At 61.0% G+C, this 18,016-nt stretch carries 17 protein-coding genes; 15 read left to right on the forward strand and 2 right to left on the reverse strand.

Annotated features, from left to right (window positions below; translation table 11 throughout):
• The first annotated feature begins 321 nt into the window (after positions 1–321).
• Positions 322–1,779, forward strand: a complete 1,458-nt coding sequence (gene dacB, locus BFP89_RS13045) for a D-alanyl-D-alanine carboxypeptidase/D-alanyl-D-alanine endopeptidase (protein WP_065885888.1) — start codon at positions 322–324, stop codon at positions 1,777–1,779.
• 1 nt (position 1,780) lies between these two features.
• On the opposite strand, the gene BFP89_RS13050 is transcribed toward dacB, so the two are convergent.
• Complete coding sequence (locus BFP89_RS13050; RefSeq protein ID WP_065885889.1) at positions 1,781–2,560, reverse strand: IclR family transcriptional regulator; 780 nt, start codon at positions 2,558–2,560, stop codon at positions 1,781–1,783.
• Between the two features lie 118 nt (positions 2,561–2,678).
• Between BFP89_RS13050 and hmgA the strand changes: the two genes are divergently transcribed.
• The 4 genes from hmgA (at position 2,679) to BFP89_RS13070 (ending at position 7,428) form a co-directional block, all read left to right on the forward strand.
• Positions 2,679–3,962 carry a homogentisate 1,2-dioxygenase gene (gene hmgA / locus BFP89_RS13055; protein WP_065885890.1) on the forward strand — a complete coding sequence of 428 codons (1,284 nt, stop codon included), beginning with the start codon at positions 2,679–2,681 and terminating at the stop codon, positions 3,960–3,962.
• Between the two features lie 3 nt (positions 3,963–3,965).
• A complete protein-coding gene (fahA, locus tag BFP89_RS13060; protein ID WP_065885891.1) occupies positions 3,966–5,252 on the forward strand; it encodes a fumarylacetoacetase in 1,287 nt (428 codons plus the stop codon).
• Between the two features lie 12 nt (positions 5,253–5,264).
• On the forward strand, positions 5,265–5,900 hold the full coding sequence (gene maiA / locus BFP89_RS13065; RefSeq protein ID WP_065885892.1) for a maleylacetoacetate isomerase: 636 nt from the start codon (positions 5,265–5,267) through the stop codon (positions 5,898–5,900).
• 154 nt (positions 5,901–6,054) lie between these two features.
• The gene (locus tag BFP89_RS13070; RefSeq protein ID WP_065885893.1) at positions 6,055–7,428 is read left to right on the forward strand and encodes an MFS transporter; all 1,374 of its coding nucleotides are present in this window, start codon (positions 6,055–6,057) and stop codon (positions 7,426–7,428) included.
• Between the two features lie 79 nt (positions 7,429–7,507).
• Here BFP89_RS13070 and BFP89_RS13075 read toward each other — a convergent pair whose 3' ends face one another.
• Positions 7,508–8,311 (reverse strand): SirB1 family protein, encoded by an 804-nt coding sequence (locus BFP89_RS13075; protein ID WP_065885894.1) that lies wholly within the window; start codon positions 8,309–8,311, stop codon positions 7,508–7,510.
• Positions 8,312–8,498: 187 nt separating this feature from the next.
• Here BFP89_RS13075 and BFP89_RS13080 point away from each other — a divergent pair, with 187 nt between their 5' ends.
• The 10 genes from BFP89_RS13080 to BFP89_RS13125 all read left to right on the forward strand — a co-directional run bounded on the left by BFP89_RS13080 (position 8,499) and on the right by BFP89_RS13125 (position 18,016).
• Positions 8,499–9,530 (forward strand): Leu/Phe/Val dehydrogenase, encoded by a 1,032-nt coding sequence (locus tag BFP89_RS13080; RefSeq protein WP_065885895.1) that lies wholly within the window; start codon positions 8,499–8,501, stop codon positions 9,528–9,530.
• 472 nt (positions 9,531–10,002) lie between these two features.
• Positions 10,003–10,914: a dihydrodipicolinate synthase family protein gene (locus BFP89_RS13085; protein ID WP_065885896.1), complete on the forward strand. Its 912-nt coding sequence runs from the start codon at positions 10,003–10,005 to the stop codon at positions 10,912–10,914.
• Between the two features lie 14 nt (positions 10,915–10,928).
• The gene (locus BFP89_RS13090; protein WP_057724692.1) at positions 10,929–11,306 is read left to right on the forward strand and encodes an L-rhamnose mutarotase; all 378 of its coding nucleotides are present in this window, start codon (positions 10,929–10,931) and stop codon (positions 11,304–11,306) included.
• Positions 11,303–12,322 (forward strand): homocitrate synthase, encoded by a 1,020-nt coding sequence (locus BFP89_RS13095; protein ID WP_065885897.1) that lies wholly within the window; start codon positions 11,303–11,305, stop codon positions 12,320–12,322. Before BFP89_RS13090 ends, BFP89_RS13095 begins: the two co-directional genes overlap by 4 nt.
• 15 nt (positions 12,323–12,337) lie before the next feature.
• Positions 12,338–13,078: an HAD family hydrolase gene (locus BFP89_RS13100; protein ID WP_083208052.1), complete on the forward strand. Its 741-nt coding sequence runs from the start codon at positions 12,338–12,340 to the stop codon at positions 13,076–13,078.
• A complete protein-coding gene (locus tag BFP89_RS13105) occupies positions 13,075–13,773 on the forward strand; it encodes an SDR family oxidoreductase (RefSeq protein WP_065885899.1) in 699 nt (232 codons plus the stop codon). The genes BFP89_RS13100 and BFP89_RS13105 overlap by 4 nt, the downstream gene beginning before the upstream one ends.
• A gap of 26 nt (positions 13,774–13,799) precedes the next feature.
• Positions 13,800–14,525 (forward strand): SDR family oxidoreductase, encoded by a 726-nt coding sequence (locus BFP89_RS13110; protein ID WP_065885900.1) that lies wholly within the window; start codon positions 13,800–13,802, stop codon positions 14,523–14,525.
• Positions 14,522–15,535 carry a hypothetical protein gene (locus tag BFP89_RS13115; RefSeq protein WP_065885901.1) on the forward strand — a complete coding sequence of 338 codons (1,014 nt, stop codon included), beginning with the start codon at positions 14,522–14,524 and terminating at the stop codon, positions 15,533–15,535. Before BFP89_RS13110 ends, BFP89_RS13115 begins: the two co-directional genes overlap by 4 nt.
• Before the next feature lie 107 nt (positions 15,536–15,642).
• Positions 15,643–16,962, forward strand: a complete 1,320-nt coding sequence (locus BFP89_RS13120) for a lysine N(6)-hydroxylase/L-ornithine N(5)-oxygenase family protein (RefSeq protein ID WP_065885902.1) — start codon at positions 15,643–15,645, stop codon at positions 16,960–16,962.
• Positions 16,946–18,016 (forward strand): NAD(P)/FAD-dependent oxidoreductase, encoded by a 1,071-nt coding sequence (locus tag BFP89_RS13125; RefSeq protein WP_065885903.1) that lies wholly within the window; start codon positions 16,946–16,948, stop codon positions 18,014–18,016. Before BFP89_RS13120 ends, BFP89_RS13125 begins: the two co-directional genes overlap by 17 nt.

Raw genomic sequence — 18,016 nt, forward strand, 5'->3', positions numbered from 1 at the left:
TTTTGCGCTTTTCAAAAGTGAGCCGCTGTAAAAGCGGAACCCATAGCAGCCGTTACCGCAGAAACGGATATGTACTCGGTCCAATCCAACATCCCGGCAAGCCCAGAGGCCCCCATCGGGGGCAAGTCGAATCGTCGCACCGCCCCTCCCACATTTGGACCTCGGAGCGTCAGGTAGATACGTGTTAGCTCCCTCGCCACAGGTGCGGTGTCGCACCAAAATTGTGTAGATACCTATGGCCATCGGGGGCAAGCCCCCTCCCACATTGGCACCTGAGCTGTTAGCGTTGCCGACATTCGATGCTTATGGAAAACGCGACTGATGCATTTCGCAAAATGGTTACACACCAGCACCCTGCTGGTCGGCTTGAGCTTTTTACTGGGCGGCTGCGCCAGCGTTTCCCCGACCTCCACTCCGGCAACCCTGGATAAGCTGTTGAGCGACCCGGCGCTGCAAGGCGCCACCGTCTCGCTGATGGTGCGCGACGCCCGCACTGGCAGCACGCTCTATCAGCACAACCCCCGTACACGGTTGGTGCCCGCCTCCAACCTCAAACTGCTGACCACCGCCGCAGCCATGGATGTGCTGGGCCCGAACTACCGCTTCGCCACGCAACTGTTGAGCGATGGCACCCGCCAGGGCGATCGTCTTACCGGCAACCTATATTTGCGCGGCCTGGGCGATCCGACCCTGCAGTACGCCGACTATCAGGCGCTGGCGGCGCAATTGGCCAGCCAGGGCGTGCGTCAGGTGCAGGGCGACCTGGTGTTCGACGACACCTGGTTCGATGCTGAGCGCTTGGGTGTGGACTGGTCCCATGATGATGAAACTACCTACTACGGCGCGCAGATTTCCGCGCTGACGGTGTCGCCCAATACGGATTTCGATGCCGGCAGCGTGTTGGTCACCGCCAGGGCGCCGGTGCGGGTTGGCCAGCCCGTGAGTGTCGATATCTATCCGCCCACCGACTACCTGCAATTGAGCAATCGCGCCGTCAGTGGGCCGGGCAACAGCTATGGGATCAATCGCCGGCATGGCACCAACCTGTTGCGGCTCAGCGGCGCGGTGGCAGCGGGACGGCAGAATCAGCAGCTGATCAGCGTCTGGGAGCCGACGCAACTGGTGGCCAATCTGTTTGAACAGGCCTTGGCGCAACAGGGCATTACGGTGCAGGGGCGTCGCGTAATGGGCGGGGCGAGTCCGGCGGCGGTGACGATGCTGGCCGAGCACCAATCGGCGCCGTTGCAGGCGTTAATCGTGCCGCTGCTCAAACTCTCGAACAACAGCATGTCCGAAGCCTTGCTCAAGGCCATGGGGCGCCAGACCGCCAACAGCGGCACGGCGGCGGCGGGCGCAGTTGCCGTGGCCGGCTTTCTCAAACGCCAGGGGCTGGACACCGCCACGTTCAGCCAGGTCGACGGCTCCGGCCTGTCGCGGCGCAACCTGGTGTCGTCGCAAACCTTCACCGACCTGCTGCTGGCCGCCGGCAAACAGCCGTGGTTCACCGCCTGGTACGACGCACTGCCGATTGCCGGCAACACCGACCGCATGACCGGTGGCAGCCTCGGCTATCGCCTGCGCGGCACCCCGGCCGAAAACAACCTGCACGCCAAGACCGGCTCCATGACCGGTGTTTCGTCATTGAGCGGCTACGTGACCGACGCCCACGGGCGCAGGTTGGTGTTCTCGATGCTGAGCAACAACTACGTGGTGGCCGGCGCGCAGGTCAAGACGCTGGAAGATCGTGTGGCAGTGGCGCTGTCGCGCTGGGACGATTGATTCAGGGCTGATAGCCCATGCGCCAACTCACGGCCCGGGTCGCCGCCAGCAAATGCTGCGCCGCCGGGCCGTCTTCATCGGCGTGGAACAGCGAGGTGGGACCGACAACGGTCATGACCGCCGCCACGTGCCCGGTCGCGTTGAACACGGGCGCTGATAACGCATCCACCCCGGGCATCAGCAAACCATGCACAAAGTGCAGGCCACGGCTGCGGATCTGTTCGCGCAGGGTGGCGTAGGCCGCATCGTCTGCCAAGGCGTGGGCGGTGCCGGCCTGGATCTCGCGCTCACGCAAGTCCACGGTCTCCCGCGACGGCAGGTAGGCGCTGAACACCAGCCCGGTGGACGAGCTCAAGAGCGGCAATACCGACCCCAACTGCGTCACCACCGTGACGGCGCGCACCGCCGGCTCGATCTGCACCACGGTTGCCCCCTGGTTGCCCCACACCGCCAGAAAGCAGGTTTCATTCAACTCATCGCGCAGTTCCGCCAGCGGCAGTGCACCGACCTTCAGCACATCCATGCTGCCCAGCGCCGCCAGACCCACGCGCAACGCTTCGCGGCCCAGGCCATAGTGGTTGGTGGCGGGGTTCTGTTCGGCAAAGCCCGATGCGATCAGCGCCTGCAAGTAGCGGTGCACCTTGCTCGCCGGCATCTGCACATGGTCGGCCAGGCGCGACAATGACGTGGACGGCGACAGTTGTGCCAGTGCCTTGAGGATATCGGTGCCCACCTCGGCCGAGCGGACTTTCTGTTTACCGGTGTCGCGGGGCTTTTCCATGGGAGAGCGAGAATCCGAAAGATAAGTGGGCGTCTTTATAGCTTGACGCTCCCCGGCGATCAAATTACGTTATGCGTAACTGGATTACGATAAAAACAACTGACCCAGAGGACGCTCCATGAACCTCGAATACCTGTCGGGCTTTGGCAACGAATTTGCCAGCGAAGCCTTGCCTGGCGCACTGCCCGTTGGCCAGAACTCGCCGCAGAAAGCGCCCTACGGGCTGTACACCGAACTGTTCTCCGGCACCGCGTTCACCATGGCGCGCAGCGAAGCGCGGCGTACCTGGCTGTACCGCATCCAGCCGTCGGCCAACCACCCGGCCTTTATCAAGCTGGAGCGGCAATTGGCCGGCGGGCCCCTGGGCGCTGTGACGCCCAACCGGTTGCGCTGGAACCCGTTGGAAGTGCCAGGTGAGCCGACCGACTTTATCGACGGGCTCGCAGGGATGGTGGCCAACGCCGGGTCGGAAAAACCCTCAGGGATCAGCATTTACCACTACCGCGCCAATCGGTCGATGGAGCGGGTGTTTTTCAATGCCGACGGCGAATGGTTGATCGTGCCCGAACAGGGCCGGTTGCGTATTGCCACTGAGTTGGGCGTGCTGGAAGTCGAGCCGCTGGAAATTGTGGTGTTGCCACGCGGTCTCAAATTTCGCGTCGAACTGCTCGACGCCCAGGCACGCGGCTACGTCGCCGAAAACCACGGCGCGCCGCTGCGCCTGCCGGACCTTGGCCCGATCGGCAGCAACGGCCTGGCCAACCCGCGCGACTTCCTGACGCCGGTCGCGCACTACGAAGACCTCAAGCAACCGACCACCCTGGTGCAGAAATTCCTCGGCGAGCTGTGGGCCTGCGAGCTCGACCATTCGCCGCTCAACGTGGTCGCCTGGCACGGCAACAACGTGCCATACAAATACGACCTGCGCCGCTTCAATACCCTCGGCACGGTGAGCTTCGATCACCCGGACCCGTCGATCTTCACCGTGCTGACCTCGCCCACCAGCGTGCATGGCCTGGCCAACCTCGACTTCGTGATCTTCCCGCCGCGCTGGATGGTGGCCGAGAACACCTTCCGGCCGCCGTGGTTCCACCGCAACCTGATGAACGAATACATGGGCCTGATCCAGGGCGCCTACGACGCCAAGGCCGAGGGCTTCCTGCCCGGTGGCGCGTCGCTGCACAGCTGCATGAGCGCCCATGGCCCGGATGGCGAAACCTGCACACGGGCGATCAATGCCGAGCTGGCACCGCACAAGATCGATAACACCATGGCTTTCATGTTCGAGACCAGCCAGGTGCTTAGGCCCACCCAGTTCGCCTTGCAATGCCCGCAGTTGCAGCCTTCTTACGACGCGTGCTGGGCCGCGCTGCCCGCCACCTTCAACCCGAATCGGAGATAGCCCATGACTCAACCAACGCAGACCCGCAGCTGGGTGGCCTCGGCCAACGGTCACGCGGACTTTCCCCTGCAAAACCTGCCGCTGGGGGTGTTCAGCATCAATGGCTCGGCGCCGCGCAGTGGCGTGGCGATCGGCGACGCGGTTCTCGACCTGCACGCGGCACTGGACCAGTTCGACGGTGACGCCCGGCGAGCGGTAGAAGCCACCGCCGGTGGCCAACTGAACGCCTTTTTCGAACTCGGCCGCGGCCCCCGCGTGGCCCTGCGCGAGCGCCTGCTGGAATTGCTGGCCGAAGGCAGCACGTTGCAAACCCGTGAAGCGCAGGTGTTGCACCGTGCCGCCGATTGCCAGATGCACCTGCCGGCCAGGATCAATGACTACACCGACTTCTACGTCGGTATCGAACACGCGCAGAACGTCGGCAAACTGTTCCGTCCCGACAACCCGCTGTTGCCCAACTACAAGTACGTGCCGATTGGTTACCATGGCCGTGCCTCGACCATTCGCCCCTCGGGCACCGAGGTGCGTCGCCCCAAAGGCCAGACCTTGCCCGCCGGCCAGACCGAGCCGACGTTCGGCCCCTGCGCGCGCCTGGACTATGAGTTGGAACTGGGTATCTGGATCGGCCAGGGCAATGCCATGGGCGATGCGATTGCCATTGGCGACGCGGCCGAACATATTGCCGGTTTCTGTTTGCTCAACGACTGGTCGGCGCGGGATATCCAGGCCTGGGAATACCAGCCGCTCGGGCCGTTCCTGTCCAAGAGCTTCATCACCAGCATCTCGCCGTGGGTGGTGACGGCCGAAGCGCTGGAGCCATTTCGCAAGGCGCAACCGCCGCGTCCCGCCGGCGATCCGCAGCCGCTGCCGTACCTGCTGGACGTTCGCGACCAGAAGGCCGGCGCCTTCGATATCGAGTTGGAAGTGCTGCTGACCACCGCATCAATGCGTGAACAGAACCTGCCGGCCCATCGCCTGACCTTGAGCAACACCGAGCATATGTATTGGACCGTGGCGCAAATGGTGGCGCACCACAGCGTCAACGGTTGCCAATTGCAGGCTGGCGACCTGTTTGGTTCGGGGACCTTGTCGGGCCCGCAGCCGGGGCAGTTCGGCAGCCTGCTGGAAATCACCGAAGGCGGCAAAAAGCCGATTGAGCTGGCATCCGGCGAGGTGCGTAAGTTCCTCGAAGACGGCGATGAAATCATCCTGCGTGCCCGCTGCCATCGTGAAGGCTTCGCCTCCATTGGTTTCGGTGAATGCCGCGGTACCGTGGTCGCCGCGCGCTGAGAGGGCAGGGTCATGGAACTGTATACGTATTACCGTTCTACCGCGTCGTACCGGGTGCGCATCGCCCTGGCTCTCAAGGGCCTGGATTTCACGGCAGTGCCGGTCAATCTGCTGGTGCCGGCCGGCGGCGCCAATCGCCAGCCCGAGTACCTGGCGATCAATCCGCAAGGGCGCGTGCCGGCCTTGCGGATTGACGAGGGGGCGCTGCTGATCCAGTCACAGGCGATCATCGAGTACCTGGAGGAGTGTTATCCACAGGCGCCGTTGCTTTCCAAAGACCTGGTTGTTCGAGCCCATGAACGCGCGGTGGCGTCGATCATTGCCTGCGATATCCATCCGTTGCATAACTCCAGTACCCAGAATCTGCTGCGCCAGTGGGGTCACGATGAGGAGCAATTGCTGGAGTGGATTGGCCATTGGATCAGCCAAGGCCTGGGCGCGGTGGAGCAGTTGATTGGCGACACAGGGTTTTGTTTTGGCGAGCAGCCGGGCATGGCGGACGCGTTTCTGATTCCCCAGTTGTATGCCGCCGAACGTTTCAAGGTGCCGTTGGGTGCGTACCCGCGTATTGGTCGAGTGGCGGCGTTGGCTACCCAGCATCCAGCCTTCGTGCAGGCCCACCCCGCCAATCAACCTGACACCCCCTAGCACTCAAACCTGCATAGATCCAAATGTGGGAGGGGGCTTGCCCCCGATTGCGGTGTATCAGCAATAAATTTGCAACTGACACACCGCTATCGGGGGCAAGCCCCCTCCCACTTTTATCATCGTCATCCCATAAAAATAAAACAGGTACCTTGCGATGCACAATCAGATTGCCAGCTTTCGCGCGGCACTCGACGCCCGTCCGGTGTCGCGCTACCAGTGGTTGATCCTTCTATTGCTGGCGTTGCTGCTGGTGACCGATGGCTACGACGCCCAGGTGCTGGGCTATGTCGTACCGGCCCTGGCCAGGGACTGGGGCCTGGAAAAAGCCGCGTTCGGGCCGGTGTTCAGCGCCAATCTGCTTGGCCTGACTCTAGGCTCGCTGCTGGTGACGCCGCTGGCGGACCGGTTCGGCGTGCGACGCATCCTGCTGGGCTGCGTGTTGATCTACGCCAGCCTCACCGTACTGATGGTGTTTGCCAATTCATTGAGCTCGTTGATGGCTGCCCGCTTTATCTGCGGCATCGGCATGGGCGGCGCGATGCCCAGCGCCATGGCCCTGATGTCGGAATACTCACCGCCACGCATGCGCACCTTCATGGTCACCCTGGCGGCCTGTGGTTTCTCGTTCGGCGGCGCGGCGGGTGGTTTTGTCGCAGCCGGGTTCATCGATGGCTTTGGTTGGCAGGCGGTGTTTCTGGCGGGAGGGGTGACGCCGTTGCTGCTGTTCCCGTTCCTGCTGTGGTTGCTGCCCGAATCCCTGCCGCGTTTGCTGCGGGATGCGCCGCCCTACCTGCGTTTGCGCACAGTTACCGCGCGCATGTTGCCCGACTGGCAACCGCCGCCGGCCAGCGAAGCCGAGCATCTCCAGGAGCAGGGCAGCCAACTGACGGTGCTGGAACTGTTTCGCAATGGCTATGCACGCCCGACGTCGCTGATCTGGGCGACCTTTTTCGTCAGCCTGATCCTGCTGTACTTCATGATCAGTTGGCTGCCTTCGCTGTTGCTCGAAAGCGGGCTGGCGCTGAACCAGGCCAATCTGGTGACCTCGATGTTCCTGTTCGCCGGCACGTTGGGCGCGATTGGCATGGCCTGGTTCGCCGATCGCTTGAAAAGCAAGGTGCGACTGCTCTCCGGCGTGCTGGCAGCGGCGGCGGTGTGCACCGTGTTGCTGGGCCTGAATCATGACAACCCAGGCTACCTGGTGGCCTGCGTGTTCGCCGCCGGGTTCTGCATCATCGGCGGGCAACTGACCCTCAATGCGTTCGCCAGCAATTTCTACCCGGCGCACGTACGCGCCACCGGCACAGGCTGGGCGCTGGGGGTAGGGCGTTTCGGATCAATCCTGGGGCCGTTGTTCGGCAGCCTGTTGCTGGCGATGCATATACCAGTGCAGCAGATCTTCTTTTTCTGCGCGATTCCAGCGGTGATTGCAGCGTTGCTGATTATCCGGGTGCGCTCGCCGGGACCCACTACACCGAACACGCCATTGCCTGGCTGTAGGAGCGAGCTTGCTCGCGAAAAACGTTAACGATAACGCGGGCATCCTGGTTAGACGGGGTGTCCTGGTTTTTTTCGCGAGCAAGCTCGTTCCTACAGTGGGAGTTGGGTCAATGCACCACTGAGTTGGGTGGCAGATGGCCGAGTCGCTCGGTCAGGCGCAGGCGCTGGATCGGGTCTTCGCTGAGCATCAACGCGTGCTCCAGGTCGAAGCGCTCGGCGCTTGGGCAGTCCAGGCGCTGATACAGGCTGGCGCGTGCCAGGTAATCGGCGGCGCTGGCATTGCCCAGTTCCAGTACGCGCTCGGCATCCACCAGGGCGGCCAGCGGTTCGTCGTTGGCCAGGTAAAGTTGGCGCAGGTTGCGTGACAGCCGCTGCAGGATCGAGCGGGGCTCGGCGGTGTGCAGGTGCTCGGCCTGCAGTTTGAGATTCGGGCCATATTGGCGATGCAGCATGTCGCGACAGTCGTTGGGATACATACGTCGGCCACCACAGGGGTCGAGCAGGTGATCGGCACCGGGCACCCGCAGCAGGAAGTGGCCGGGGAAATTCACCCCGACCATGGGGATGTCCAGGCGCCGCGCCAGTTCCAGGGCGATCAGGCCCATGGCCAGGGGCTGCCCGCGCTTGCGCTGCAGCACCTTATCGAGCAAGGCGGCGGCGGGGCGCAACGGGGTGAAGTCATCCTGGGCAAACCCCAGGTCATTCATGCGCCGCAGCAACGGTTGGCCCAGCTCATCGGCCGGCAGCACCGGCATGCCCAGGCTGACCTGCTGTTGCAAAAGGCCCAGTTCCTGCAGGATCAGCAACGGCTGCACGGCGTGGTCGTGTTCGGCGGCAATCCACAGCGCGGCTTCGAACAGCGCAGGGGGTGAACGCTCCAGGCAGGCGAAAAAAGCTTGGCGGGGATTCATTGCATTCTCCGGCGGATGCTCTCGTTTTAGCCTTGCTGTGAATTTTCGTCCAGCGTCTTGAGAAATATCCCACTCGCTTATGTCACAGAACCCACGAATTAGGGCGGCTTATTCCAGTGCGATCCAGCACTTTTCCAGCGCAAGCCTATACTTGGGCCACTACCAGAAGTGATTCGGGAGCACGACGATGTTTGCGCTCATGCACAGCACCCGCCTGGAATCGCTGCACCTGAGCGTCGACCCGGTGACCGGGCTGAAGGCGATCATCGCCATCCACAACAGCCGCCTGGGCCCTGCCCTGGGCGGCTGCCGCTACCTGGCCTATCCCGACGATGAAACCGCCATGGCCGATGCCGCGCGCCTGGCCCAGGGCATGAGCTACAAAGCCGCCCTGGCCGGCCTGCCGGTGGGTGGCGGCACGGCGGTGATCCTGCGCCCTGCCCATGTGGAGAGTCGTGCCGCACTGTTTGAAGCCTTTGGCCGCTGTGTCGAGCAACTGGGCGGGCGCTACATTACCGCCATCGACAGCGGCACTTCGGTCGCCGACATGGATTGCATCGCCCAACACACCCGCTTCGTCACCAGCACCAGCGCCGCCGGCGACCCGGCGCCCCATGCGGCCATGGGCGTGTTTGCCGGCATTCGCACCACCGCCATGGCCCGCCTGGGCAGTGATAACCTCGAAGGCCTGCGCGTGGCGGTGCAGGGCCTGGGCAATGTCGGTTACGCCCTGGCCGAACAACTGCATGCGGCGGGCGCCGAACTGCTGGTCAGCGACATTGACCACGGCAAGGTGCAACTGGCCATGGAGCAACTGGGCGCCCACCCCATCGCCAACGACGCCTTGCTCAGCACCCCGTGCGACATCCTCGCCCCCTGCGGCCTGGGCGCGGTGCTCAATCGCCAGAGCGTCGGCCAACTGCGCTGCGCCGCCGTGGCCGGCTCCGCCAGCGCACAGCTGACCCACCTGGACATCGCCGATCAGCTGGAAGGCCGCGGCATCCTCTACGCGCCCGACTACGTGATCAATTCCGGCGGGCTGATCTACGTCGCGCTCAAACACAGCGGCGCCGAGTTGTCGAGCATCACCGCGCACCTGTCCAACATCGGCAGGCGCCTCACTGAAATCTACGCCCATGCCCAGGCTGAAAAGCGCTCCCCCGCTCGAGTGGCCGATGAATTGGCCGAACGCCTGCTGTATCCGCAGGCCAGGGATTAACCCGGCTCGCCTGCCTAAAAAACATGATTTTGAGCATTAGTTAAAACTCAACAATAAAAAACGTAAAAAAGAAGAAGCACGTACTTCTCTGTTTTGTCGCGCTTGCATGAGTACAACTTTTGTTACATGTATGAAACAAACAGTAATGATAGTTTTGAAGCAAAAAAAATATTCTGTGCTTTGCGTAATTTGTAATAATTTGAAATATATGCCGGTTGGACAATAAAGTCGCCGGCCATTAACTTCGCTGCGACTTCGGAATGACAGGAAAGTCCTGTAAGAGATTTCTGAAAAATTTGTATGATCTCTGAAGCGAAAATTATTTGATCGAAGTGAAAATAGAACTGCCCGTCCAAGTAATGCGGCAGCGGGTCTTGCGCTACTGGATAGTGTGAGCAAACGTTTTGGTCTGGTGGGACTCTTGACTGGCTTATTGTTTGTTAACGTCGAACTTTGATAAGGAATATCAGATATGACGAACGCTTCAATTCATGGTGTCCTTCCGGTCGCCATCCTTCCGTACAACAGCGATCTTTCTCTGGATACTTCAGCCCTGCGGCTCCAGATCGAACACATTCTGCACACGGGGTGTGACGGTGTGGTAATCGGGCAAATCTCGGAAGTATCACGGTTGACCACTACCGAGCGTTTTCGCGTCGCTGAATTGATCGCCGAGCAAACGGGCGATAAAGGCGTGGCGATCATGAGCACGGGCGGCGAAAGCATCGCCCAGGCCATTGAGTATTCGCGGCAGGCCGAGCAGGCAGGTTGTGACGCATTGCTGGTGATGCACCCGTCGATGTGGGCACTTGACGATGAACAGATGTATGTCTACTTCGCCAATGTGATCGAGAGCGTCAGCGTTCCGGTGCTGGTGCACCACGCCAAATCCCTTGCCAAGCGTCCAATGTCGATTGATGTGCAGGCGCGTCTGCTCAAGACGTTCGGGGCGCAGAAAGTGCAGTTCAAACCGGAGTCGGCACCTACCGCGCCCAAAGTATCGCTGTTGCGCGATGCCACCGGCGGCGAGGCCAGGATCTTCGAAGGCGATGGCGGCATGATGTTGGTCGATACTTATAAGCGTGGGTTGGCAGGCGTTATTCCGGCGACCGAAATCGCCGAAATTACCGTGGCATTATGGCGCGCGCTGCAAAATGGCGATGAAAAACTCGCCAGGGCTATTGGTTATCCGTTGTCTTATTTAATGTGCCATATGATGGCGAGTATCGATTGTTACTTGCAGTTGTCAAAGCACTTGCTCAAGCGGCGTCGTTTAATGAGCAATACATTAATTCGTCCGCCGGTTGATTTCACCATGGACCCGGAAACACTTTGCGAAGTTGAAAAGGTCTATGATCAACTTCTTGAATTCGTGACCCAGTAATAAGGAAGTTACACATGAAGCGTTTTGGTTTTTCAATCGAGTTGACCAGTGCCGAAGCAGTAACCTTGTATAAGACGTTACACCGCGACGTGCCGCAACAAATTGCCGGTGAGCACGGCGTGCTCAAGGAAATCGGCTTGCAGCGCATGTCGATTTATCTTTTGCCGCCCCGCACGCTGTTCATGCAGGTAGAGGCCAACGATGAGTTTGATGCGCTGCGTGACTTCAGCCGTGCCTTGTCTTTCCATCCGGCAGTGCAGGCGTGGGACGACCAGATGCATGGTGATAATCCGTTGCTCAAACGCATTGCCGGCAATCAGACAGAATTGAACTGGTGGCGCCTGGAGCAGGTGTACGACTGGAGCGTCGATACGGCAGGCCAGCAAAAATGACCGATCGAAAACAGTCATTCGCGTTACTGGATTGCACCTTGCGCGATGGTGGGTTCCAGACCGATTGGCGGTTTTCCGATGCCATGGCTCGGCAGTACTTCGGTACTTGCCTCGCCACTGGCGTGGACATCGTCGAATTGGGTTACCTGAATCTCGATACGTTCTCGCATAGCGCTGATTACGGGTCTTATAAGGCATTGCCCGAGTCACTGACGGAGCAGCAGTGCCTGCTGATTGATCCGCATCAGGTCAAAGTGGCCGTCATGATCGACGCGGGGCCGGCGCTGGAGCAATCACCCCAGGCAATGGCCGACGTGATACTCGCCTCGGTTCGCCGCGCGCCATTTCGTATCGATATCCTGCGCATTGCGGCCAAGAGCAGCCAGTTCGATGCTTGCGTGAGATTGGCGCGGGCTTTGGAGGGCAATGAGCTGACAGTGATCCTCAACCTGATGCAGGTCGCCGAGCTATCGAGCGATCAACTGGCCGATAGGCTCGACGGCCTGGACCAGGAACCGATCGCTGCCCTGTATTTTGCCGACAGTTTTGGCCGCATGTTGCCGGGGCAGGTGCACCAGTTATTTCGCAACGCTGCCGAGCTGACAGACTTGCCGCTTGGCTTTCATGCGCATGACAACTACGGTCTGGCCGTCGCCAACACCCACGCTGCTGTCCAGGCAGGGGCCCGGTATGTCGACGGTACCTTTGCCGGCATCGGCCGTGGAGCGGGTAATGCGGCGACAGAGAGCCTGGCGTTACTCAAGCCTCAGCAGCCGATGGCGCACTGCGAAGACTTTCTGGCCGAACATATCGAGCCGCTGCGGCAAGTAGCGAACTGGGGGTACTCGCCGACCTACCGTTGTCAGGCCAGGCATAACATCCACCCCACCTATGCACAGAGACTGTTCGAAGGTGCTCCGTTAAGCGGTGCGCAGCGCATCGACATCGTCGGCAGAATCGCCGGGCACGCCGGATCGCACAAGTTTGATGTGAACATTCTCAACCAGTACAGGTAAGTGCGGAGTACGCGTATGACCAGGGTCACGCTTGGCGATAGGTTAGTGGGTAAGCAGTTGGTATTTTTCGATTGCGATGGCGTGTTGCTCGACTCCAATGGCGTGAAGCTGGCGGCGGTCGATTACGCACTGGCGCATTACTCGCAGAAGCTGCGCGATCGCTGCAAGGAAAGTTTCAGACTTAACTTCGGACGACCCAGACTCTGGCATTTTGAGGTCTTCCAGCAACTGATTGCGCCCGTCGGCCCCGATGCCGAGCATTTCCTGGCGACGTGCATCTCACGTTATGAAGATTATCTGCGCACCCATTACAGCGCTGCACCCTTGGTGGCCGGGGCGCAGCAGTTGCTGGCGCAACTGGCAGAGGGCAACGTGCTATGTGCAGTGGTGAGCGGTGGAAAGGAAGAGGAAATTATCCAGGCGTTGAGGGTGAGCGGTATCGATCGCTACATGGTACGAGTGATCGGCTCACCCACCTCCAAGACTGCTGCCATTCGTGCTCTGCTCGATCAATATGGGTGTGATGCTTCGCAGGCGCTCTTTCTGGGGGATGCCATTGCCGATGCCGAGGCTGCGATTACCTGCAAGGTGCCGTTTATCTTTGTCAGCGGCCATGCACTGGTCGGGCGTTCAGCCTTGAGCGCCAACTGGCCCGCCGATTACCGGGCGGGAGAGGTGCCTGATTTGCAACCGGATAATCCTGTTTCACAGTTCAACGCACGCTGTTCGAGGGTCAAGGAGGACTTTTTACAATGAAAGCAAGAGCGCCACTCACCATTGCCATCACCGGCGTAAGCCGTGGCCTGGGCAAAGCCCTGGGCCATGCGCTGGCCGCACGCGGCCACCAGGTTCATGGCTGCCAGCTTGCAGTTGACGCGCCTGTCGGCGCGGTGCAAGGCAATCCTGCGCTGTACTGCGCCTCGGTCACCGAGCCTCAGGACATGCAGCAATTCGCAGAGGCCGTGTTGCGCGACGGTCCGGTTGACATCGTGGTGTGCAACGCCGGGGTGATCAGCGAACGTAAGCCGGCGTGGGAGATTAACCTGCAGGACTGGGCGCGAGTGATGGAGGTGAACGTGCTGGGGGTCGTCAATACCCTGCATGCTTTTTTGCCATCGATGCTCGACCGTCGCCAGGGCCTGTTCATCGCGATCAGTTCCGGTTGGGGGCGCTCGGCTTCGTGGGGACTGGGGCCTTACTGTGCCAGCAAATTCGCCATCGAGGGGCTGATTGGCTCGCTTAACGCTGACTTGCCGGCGGAGGTGAATGCTGTCGCGCTTGATCCGGGCAATGGTGTGAATACCCAAATGCTCTCCATCTGCCTGCCGGACGAGCATCACCAGTACATCGCTGCCGATATCTGGGCCGAACACGCCGCCGACTACATCGTTGATCATCTCTATCAGGAGAAGGTCTCGGGTAGCCAGACGGTTCCCCATCCGGGCTTATAACGAACCTTGCGACAGGAACGCATACCATGCTGAAAAATAAACGTGTTGTCGTCACCGGTGGTGGTCGTGATTTCGGCCAGGCGGTGTCGGTGTGGCTGGCCCGGGAAGGGGCTCATGTCGACTTGTGCGCGCGTCAGATGTCCAGTGCGCAGGCCACGTGTGAGCTTATTCGAGCCGAAGGGGGATCTGCGCGTGCCTACGCGTGCGACATCGCCGACCCTGCATCGGTGCGCGCCTTCGCTGGGCAAATCCTGCAGGATGAACGGGCGGTGGACGTTCTGGTGCTGAGCGCGGCGCAATGGCTTGAGGGGCTATTGGGGGAGGACGACAGTGACGACGACATCGCCGGCACCATCAACTCCGGTCTGACAGGCTCGATCATCCTGACGCGTGCACTGTTGCCCGGGCTGCGTCGCTCGGCGGCGGCCGACATCATGGCGATGGTCTCGGTGTGCGGCGTGCCGCAGTTTACCGACTCTATCGCCCATCCAGCCTTTTTCGCCGCCAAACACGGTATGAGTGGCTTTTGCCAGAACATGGCTCATCACCTGGCCAAGGAGCACATTCGGGTCACCGGTTTTTACCCGCCCGATTTCGAAGTGACCGGCCTGGATGAGGCGGTTGATCCTGCCAGCCCATTGCTCAACGGTCGTTCCATCTGGGAGACCATGCGCTTCGTGCTGACGCAACCGCGCAACTGCCACATCGATGCGGTGCACTTCCGGGGCCCGACTCGCGAGACGCTGCAATGATGAACAACACCACTGCACGGTGCCGGGCACCGGTCAGTTATCGGCTCTCCAGCGATGACCTGGAGCTGCGTCAGGTCATGCCGCTGAACATCGCCGATGGGTTTTTCACCGCAGGCTGCGATCCGGCAGTGTTCTTTGACAAGTGCGCGCAACACCAGGCGGTTCGCAGGCTCGCCCCTGACTTGGCGTTTGACGGTCGGCAAGTAGCATCGTTGGACCGGTTGCCGCCTGATGATGGCCGTACCTGGGTCGTGCGCCCGGCGCTGTCGCCGAGTTCGCGCGGTTCAGCCGTGCTGCTGGGGGGGCAGTGGGCCACTGCGTCCCAGGTCGCCGCCTTGCTGGATGATTCACCGGGGCCGTTTCAGATCCATGTCCATGAACCGGGTTATCCCGTGTTCATCAACGGGGTACTCGACGCGGGTGAGTTCCACGTCACTGACGCCTGGCGCTGTCATACCCTGGATCTGGAAGGGCGCAGGCTCCTCACTGCCGTCAACAGCCTGCCTCCCGCCGTGCTGCCGGCGCGGCTGGTGCCGCAGCTTGCCGCGCTGGCTAACGGGCTCGGCATGCTGCACGGCCCGTTGCACGCTGAGGTGGTGATCACATCAACCGGTGCGCGACTGGTGAAGCTGTCGCCGCGACTGGCCAGCACGCCGTTGCCGCAGCTTTGCCGGGTGGGCGGGTGGCCAGCCCAGGAGGATTGCTGGAAACAGTGGCCGCAGGCACTCGGGCAAGGCCCGACGCAAGGTGCAGCGGTGGCGGATTACTCTTTTGTGATTACGCGGGCCGGGCGGGTCAAGGCCTTTCGCTTTGACCGTGAAGTGCGCAGTCTGGAGAGCTTCAGCCACTATTTCGTGGCGCCGTCGCTTGGCCAGGCGGTAGCAATGACCACTGACGGCACCACCTACGGATGTACGGTTTTCTTACGCAATCATTGCCTTGAAAAGTTGACCGAGGAGATCGCCATGCTCCAGTCGCTCAACCTTACCGACGCCTTCGAGATCGATTAACCCGTCGCCGCTGCGCAGCACCCCAATAGAAATGCCCAGGGAGGTCATCACACGATCAACCTCCTGCGGCTGCGCTCAGCCTGAAATTCTGTAGACAGGGAGTTCACATGAGTTTTGCAACAGATTTGGTCATCAGCCCTTGCGAGCAAAAAATCCACGATGTGGTGGGTATCGGCTTTGGCCCTTCGAACATTTCGCTCGCTATCGCCCTTCAGGAGATGGCCCCCGAGCTGGATGTTGCTTTTTTTGACAGCGCACCTGGTTTCGGTTGGCACAAGGGCATGCTGTTCAAGAATGCAACCATGCAGGTGACGTTTCTCAAAGACCTGGTCAGCTTTCGCAACCCGCGCAGCCACTTTACGTTCGTCAATTACTTGCATAGCAAAGGCAGGATCGCCGCCTTCTGCAACAAGAAGGACTTCTTCCCCGGCCGCCTGGAGTTCCACGACTACCTGAGTTGGTGCGCGGCGGAGTTCAGCGACCAGGTGTTCTACGGTCATCAGGTCCTGAGCATCAACGAGGGCGGCGTGGACGATGACGGTTCACCTCTGTTCAGAGTCCAGATGCAGGTGGGTGATATGACGACGGCTGTGCTTGCCCGTTCGGTGGTTCATTCATTGGGCCTTGAGCCTCAATTGCCATTGGGGGTGGAGCCCGGCGAGCGGGTAACGCACGTTCATCACTTGCTGGCCCATCTTGAAAAGACTGCGTTGAATGCCGACGGCCACTGCGTCGTGGTGGGCGGTGGGCAGAGTGCCGCCGAGGCCGTTGAGTACCTGCTCGAGACGTATCCGGCCATGAACGTGACAGCCATAATGGCGCGCTATGGCTACACGCCAGCCGACGACAGCCCATTCGTCAACGAAATATTCAACGCCGACGCGGTCGATGATTTCCACGCGTCGCCCGCCCATGTCCGCCAACACATACTGCGCACACATGCCTCCACCAATTACTCCGCAGTGGACATGGCCCTGATCGAAAAACTCTACCGCAACTGGTACGACGACGAAGTCAGTGGGCAGCAGCGTCTCAAGCTGGAACGCATGAGTCGTTTCCAATCGGTCCTTGTTCAGGATGCCGGTCTACAGGTGGCGTTCAACCGCCTAATGAGCAGCGATGTACAAAAGCTGCGCTGCGACTATCTGGTCTGCGCGACCGGCTTCCGTCCCCGCCGTATCGCCGACCTGTTGTGCGCATCCCTGGCTGCCCGACTGGTCCACGACGAGGGCTCGGCGCGTATTTTGCGTAACTACCGCCTGACCTTTCAGGGGGACTCGGCGCCACTGCTGTATTCCACGGGTGTTGCCGAAGACACTCATGGATTGAGCGCCACGCTCATTTCCAATATGGCCATTCGCGCCGGTGAAATCGTCGACGATCTGCGCACCACCCTGAAACGGAGGCACTATGAGCAAGCCGTTTGACGTCATCATCATTGGGGCCGGCATCATCGGCGCGACGTGCTTTTATGTCATGACCCTGGCGGGCAAACGCTGCCTGCTGCTGGATGACAAGCAGCTCGGCTGCGGTGTAACAGGCGCTTCCGGCTGCATCGTGCGGGTCACTCATGCGTCCTGGGAGGCGACCCGCGCTGCGGCGCAGGGCTATCACTTCTACCGGCAGTTGGCGCAGGACTCCGGGGGGCAGGTGCCCTTTACCGAGACGGGCTACCTGCATTTCGCCGAGCCACACGCATTGGCCGACATGCAGGGCTGGCTGGAGCGCGAAGGGGTTCCCGCTCAATTGCTCGACTCCCGGGCCTTGGCTGCCCGCTACCCCGCATTGCCGATCACCGCGCAAATGGCGCTGTACGAACCGGGCTCAGGCTACATGGAGGCCAGGCCGACGTTGCAGTACCTGGTGCAATCGGCCATCGCCCAGGGGGGGGTCTACCATGACGCGGTAAAGGTTCACGCGGTACGTGTCGATGTTGCGAGCCGGCAGGCCGTTGGCGTGCTGAGCTCCAACGGCGATTACGACGGTGCGCAGGTGATTGTCGCGATGGGCAATGGTACCAGCGAGTTCCTGATTCGCCAGTTCGGTGATGCCTTTGGCCTGTGGAGTCAGCATATTCAGGTCACACGGTTCAAGGGCGCGACACCGTTACCTGAGGCGCCGTGTTTCATTGACGACATCAATCAGCTTAACGGACGACCGTGCCCCCTGACCGGCGGGCTCTACGTCGGCTACCCGACGGGTATGCGAGTGCCGGCCAGCCACAGTTACATGCCTGCTCAACTGTCCCACGCACAACTGACCCGAGAGCAGGGGCAACGGCGTTTTCCCTGGCTGCAAGACGCATCGGTGGAGGGTGCGCTGTGCCATAGCGACTGCTACAGCGAGCAACCCATCGGGTTGATTGGCAAGCAACCGGGGTTGCCGGGCGGCGTGCTGGTTGCCTCTGGTTTCAGTGGCGGCGGATTCAAAATGGCGCCCCATGTTGCCATGCAGCTCGCCCGCGTAATTTCTCAAGGATAG

The sequence above is a fragment of the Pseudomonas sp. 31 R 17 genome (assembly GCF_900004915.1).
Taxonomy (GTDB): domain Bacteria; phylum Pseudomonadota; class Gammaproteobacteria; order Pseudomonadales; family Pseudomonadaceae; genus Aquipseudomonas; species Aquipseudomonas orientalis_A.

Bases quoted from the DNA above. Each gene is read 5' to 3' on its own strand.
- dacB (WP_065885888.1), top strand. From the start codon at position 322: ATGCATTTCGCAAAATGGTTACACACCAGCACCCTGCTGGTCGGCTTG.
- BFP89_RS13050 (WP_065885889.1), bottom strand. From the start codon at position 2,560: ATGGAAAAGCCCCGCGACACCGGTAAACAGAAAGTCCGCTCGGCCGAG.
- hmgA (WP_065885890.1), top strand. From the start codon at position 2,679: ATGAACCTCGAATACCTGTCGGGCTTTGGCAACGAATTTGCCAGCGAA.
- fahA (WP_065885891.1), top strand. From the start codon at position 3,966: ATGACTCAACCAACGCAGACCCGCAGCTGGGTGGCCTCGGCCAACGGT.
- maiA (WP_065885892.1), top strand. From the start codon at position 5,265: ATGGAACTGTATACGTATTACCGTTCTACCGCGTCGTACCGGGTGCGC.
- BFP89_RS13070 (WP_065885893.1), top strand. From the start codon at position 6,055: ATGCACAATCAGATTGCCAGCTTTCGCGCGGCACTCGACGCCCGTCCG.
- BFP89_RS13075 (WP_065885894.1), bottom strand. From the start codon at position 8,311: ATGAATCCCCGCCAAGCTTTTTTCGCCTGCCTGGAGCGTTCACCCCCT.
- BFP89_RS13080 (WP_065885895.1), top strand. From the start codon at position 8,499: ATGTTTGCGCTCATGCACAGCACCCGCCTGGAATCGCTGCACCTGAGC.
- BFP89_RS13085 (WP_065885896.1), top strand. From the start codon at position 10,003: ATGACGAACGCTTCAATTCATGGTGTCCTTCCGGTCGCCATCCTTCCG.
- BFP89_RS13090 (WP_057724692.1), top strand. From the start codon at position 10,929: ATGAAGCGTTTTGGTTTTTCAATCGAGTTGACCAGTGCCGAAGCAGTA.
- BFP89_RS13095 (WP_065885897.1), top strand. From the start codon at position 11,303: ATGACCGATCGAAAACAGTCATTCGCGTTACTGGATTGCACCTTGCGC.
- BFP89_RS13100 (WP_083208052.1), top strand. From the start codon at position 12,338: ATGACCAGGGTCACGCTTGGCGATAGGTTAGTGGGTAAGCAGTTGGTA.
- BFP89_RS13105 (WP_065885899.1), top strand. From the start codon at position 13,075: ATGAAAGCAAGAGCGCCACTCACCATTGCCATCACCGGCGTAAGCCGT.
- BFP89_RS13110 (WP_065885900.1), top strand. From the start codon at position 13,800: ATGCTGAAAAATAAACGTGTTGTCGTCACCGGTGGTGGTCGTGATTTC.
- BFP89_RS13115 (WP_065885901.1), top strand. From the start codon at position 14,522: ATGATGAACAACACCACTGCACGGTGCCGGGCACCGGTCAGTTATCGG.
- BFP89_RS13120 (WP_065885902.1), top strand. From the start codon at position 15,643: ATGAGTTTTGCAACAGATTTGGTCATCAGCCCTTGCGAGCAAAAAATC.
- BFP89_RS13125 (WP_065885903.1), top strand. From the start codon at position 16,946: ATGAGCAAGCCGTTTGACGTCATCATCATTGGGGCCGGCATCATCGGC.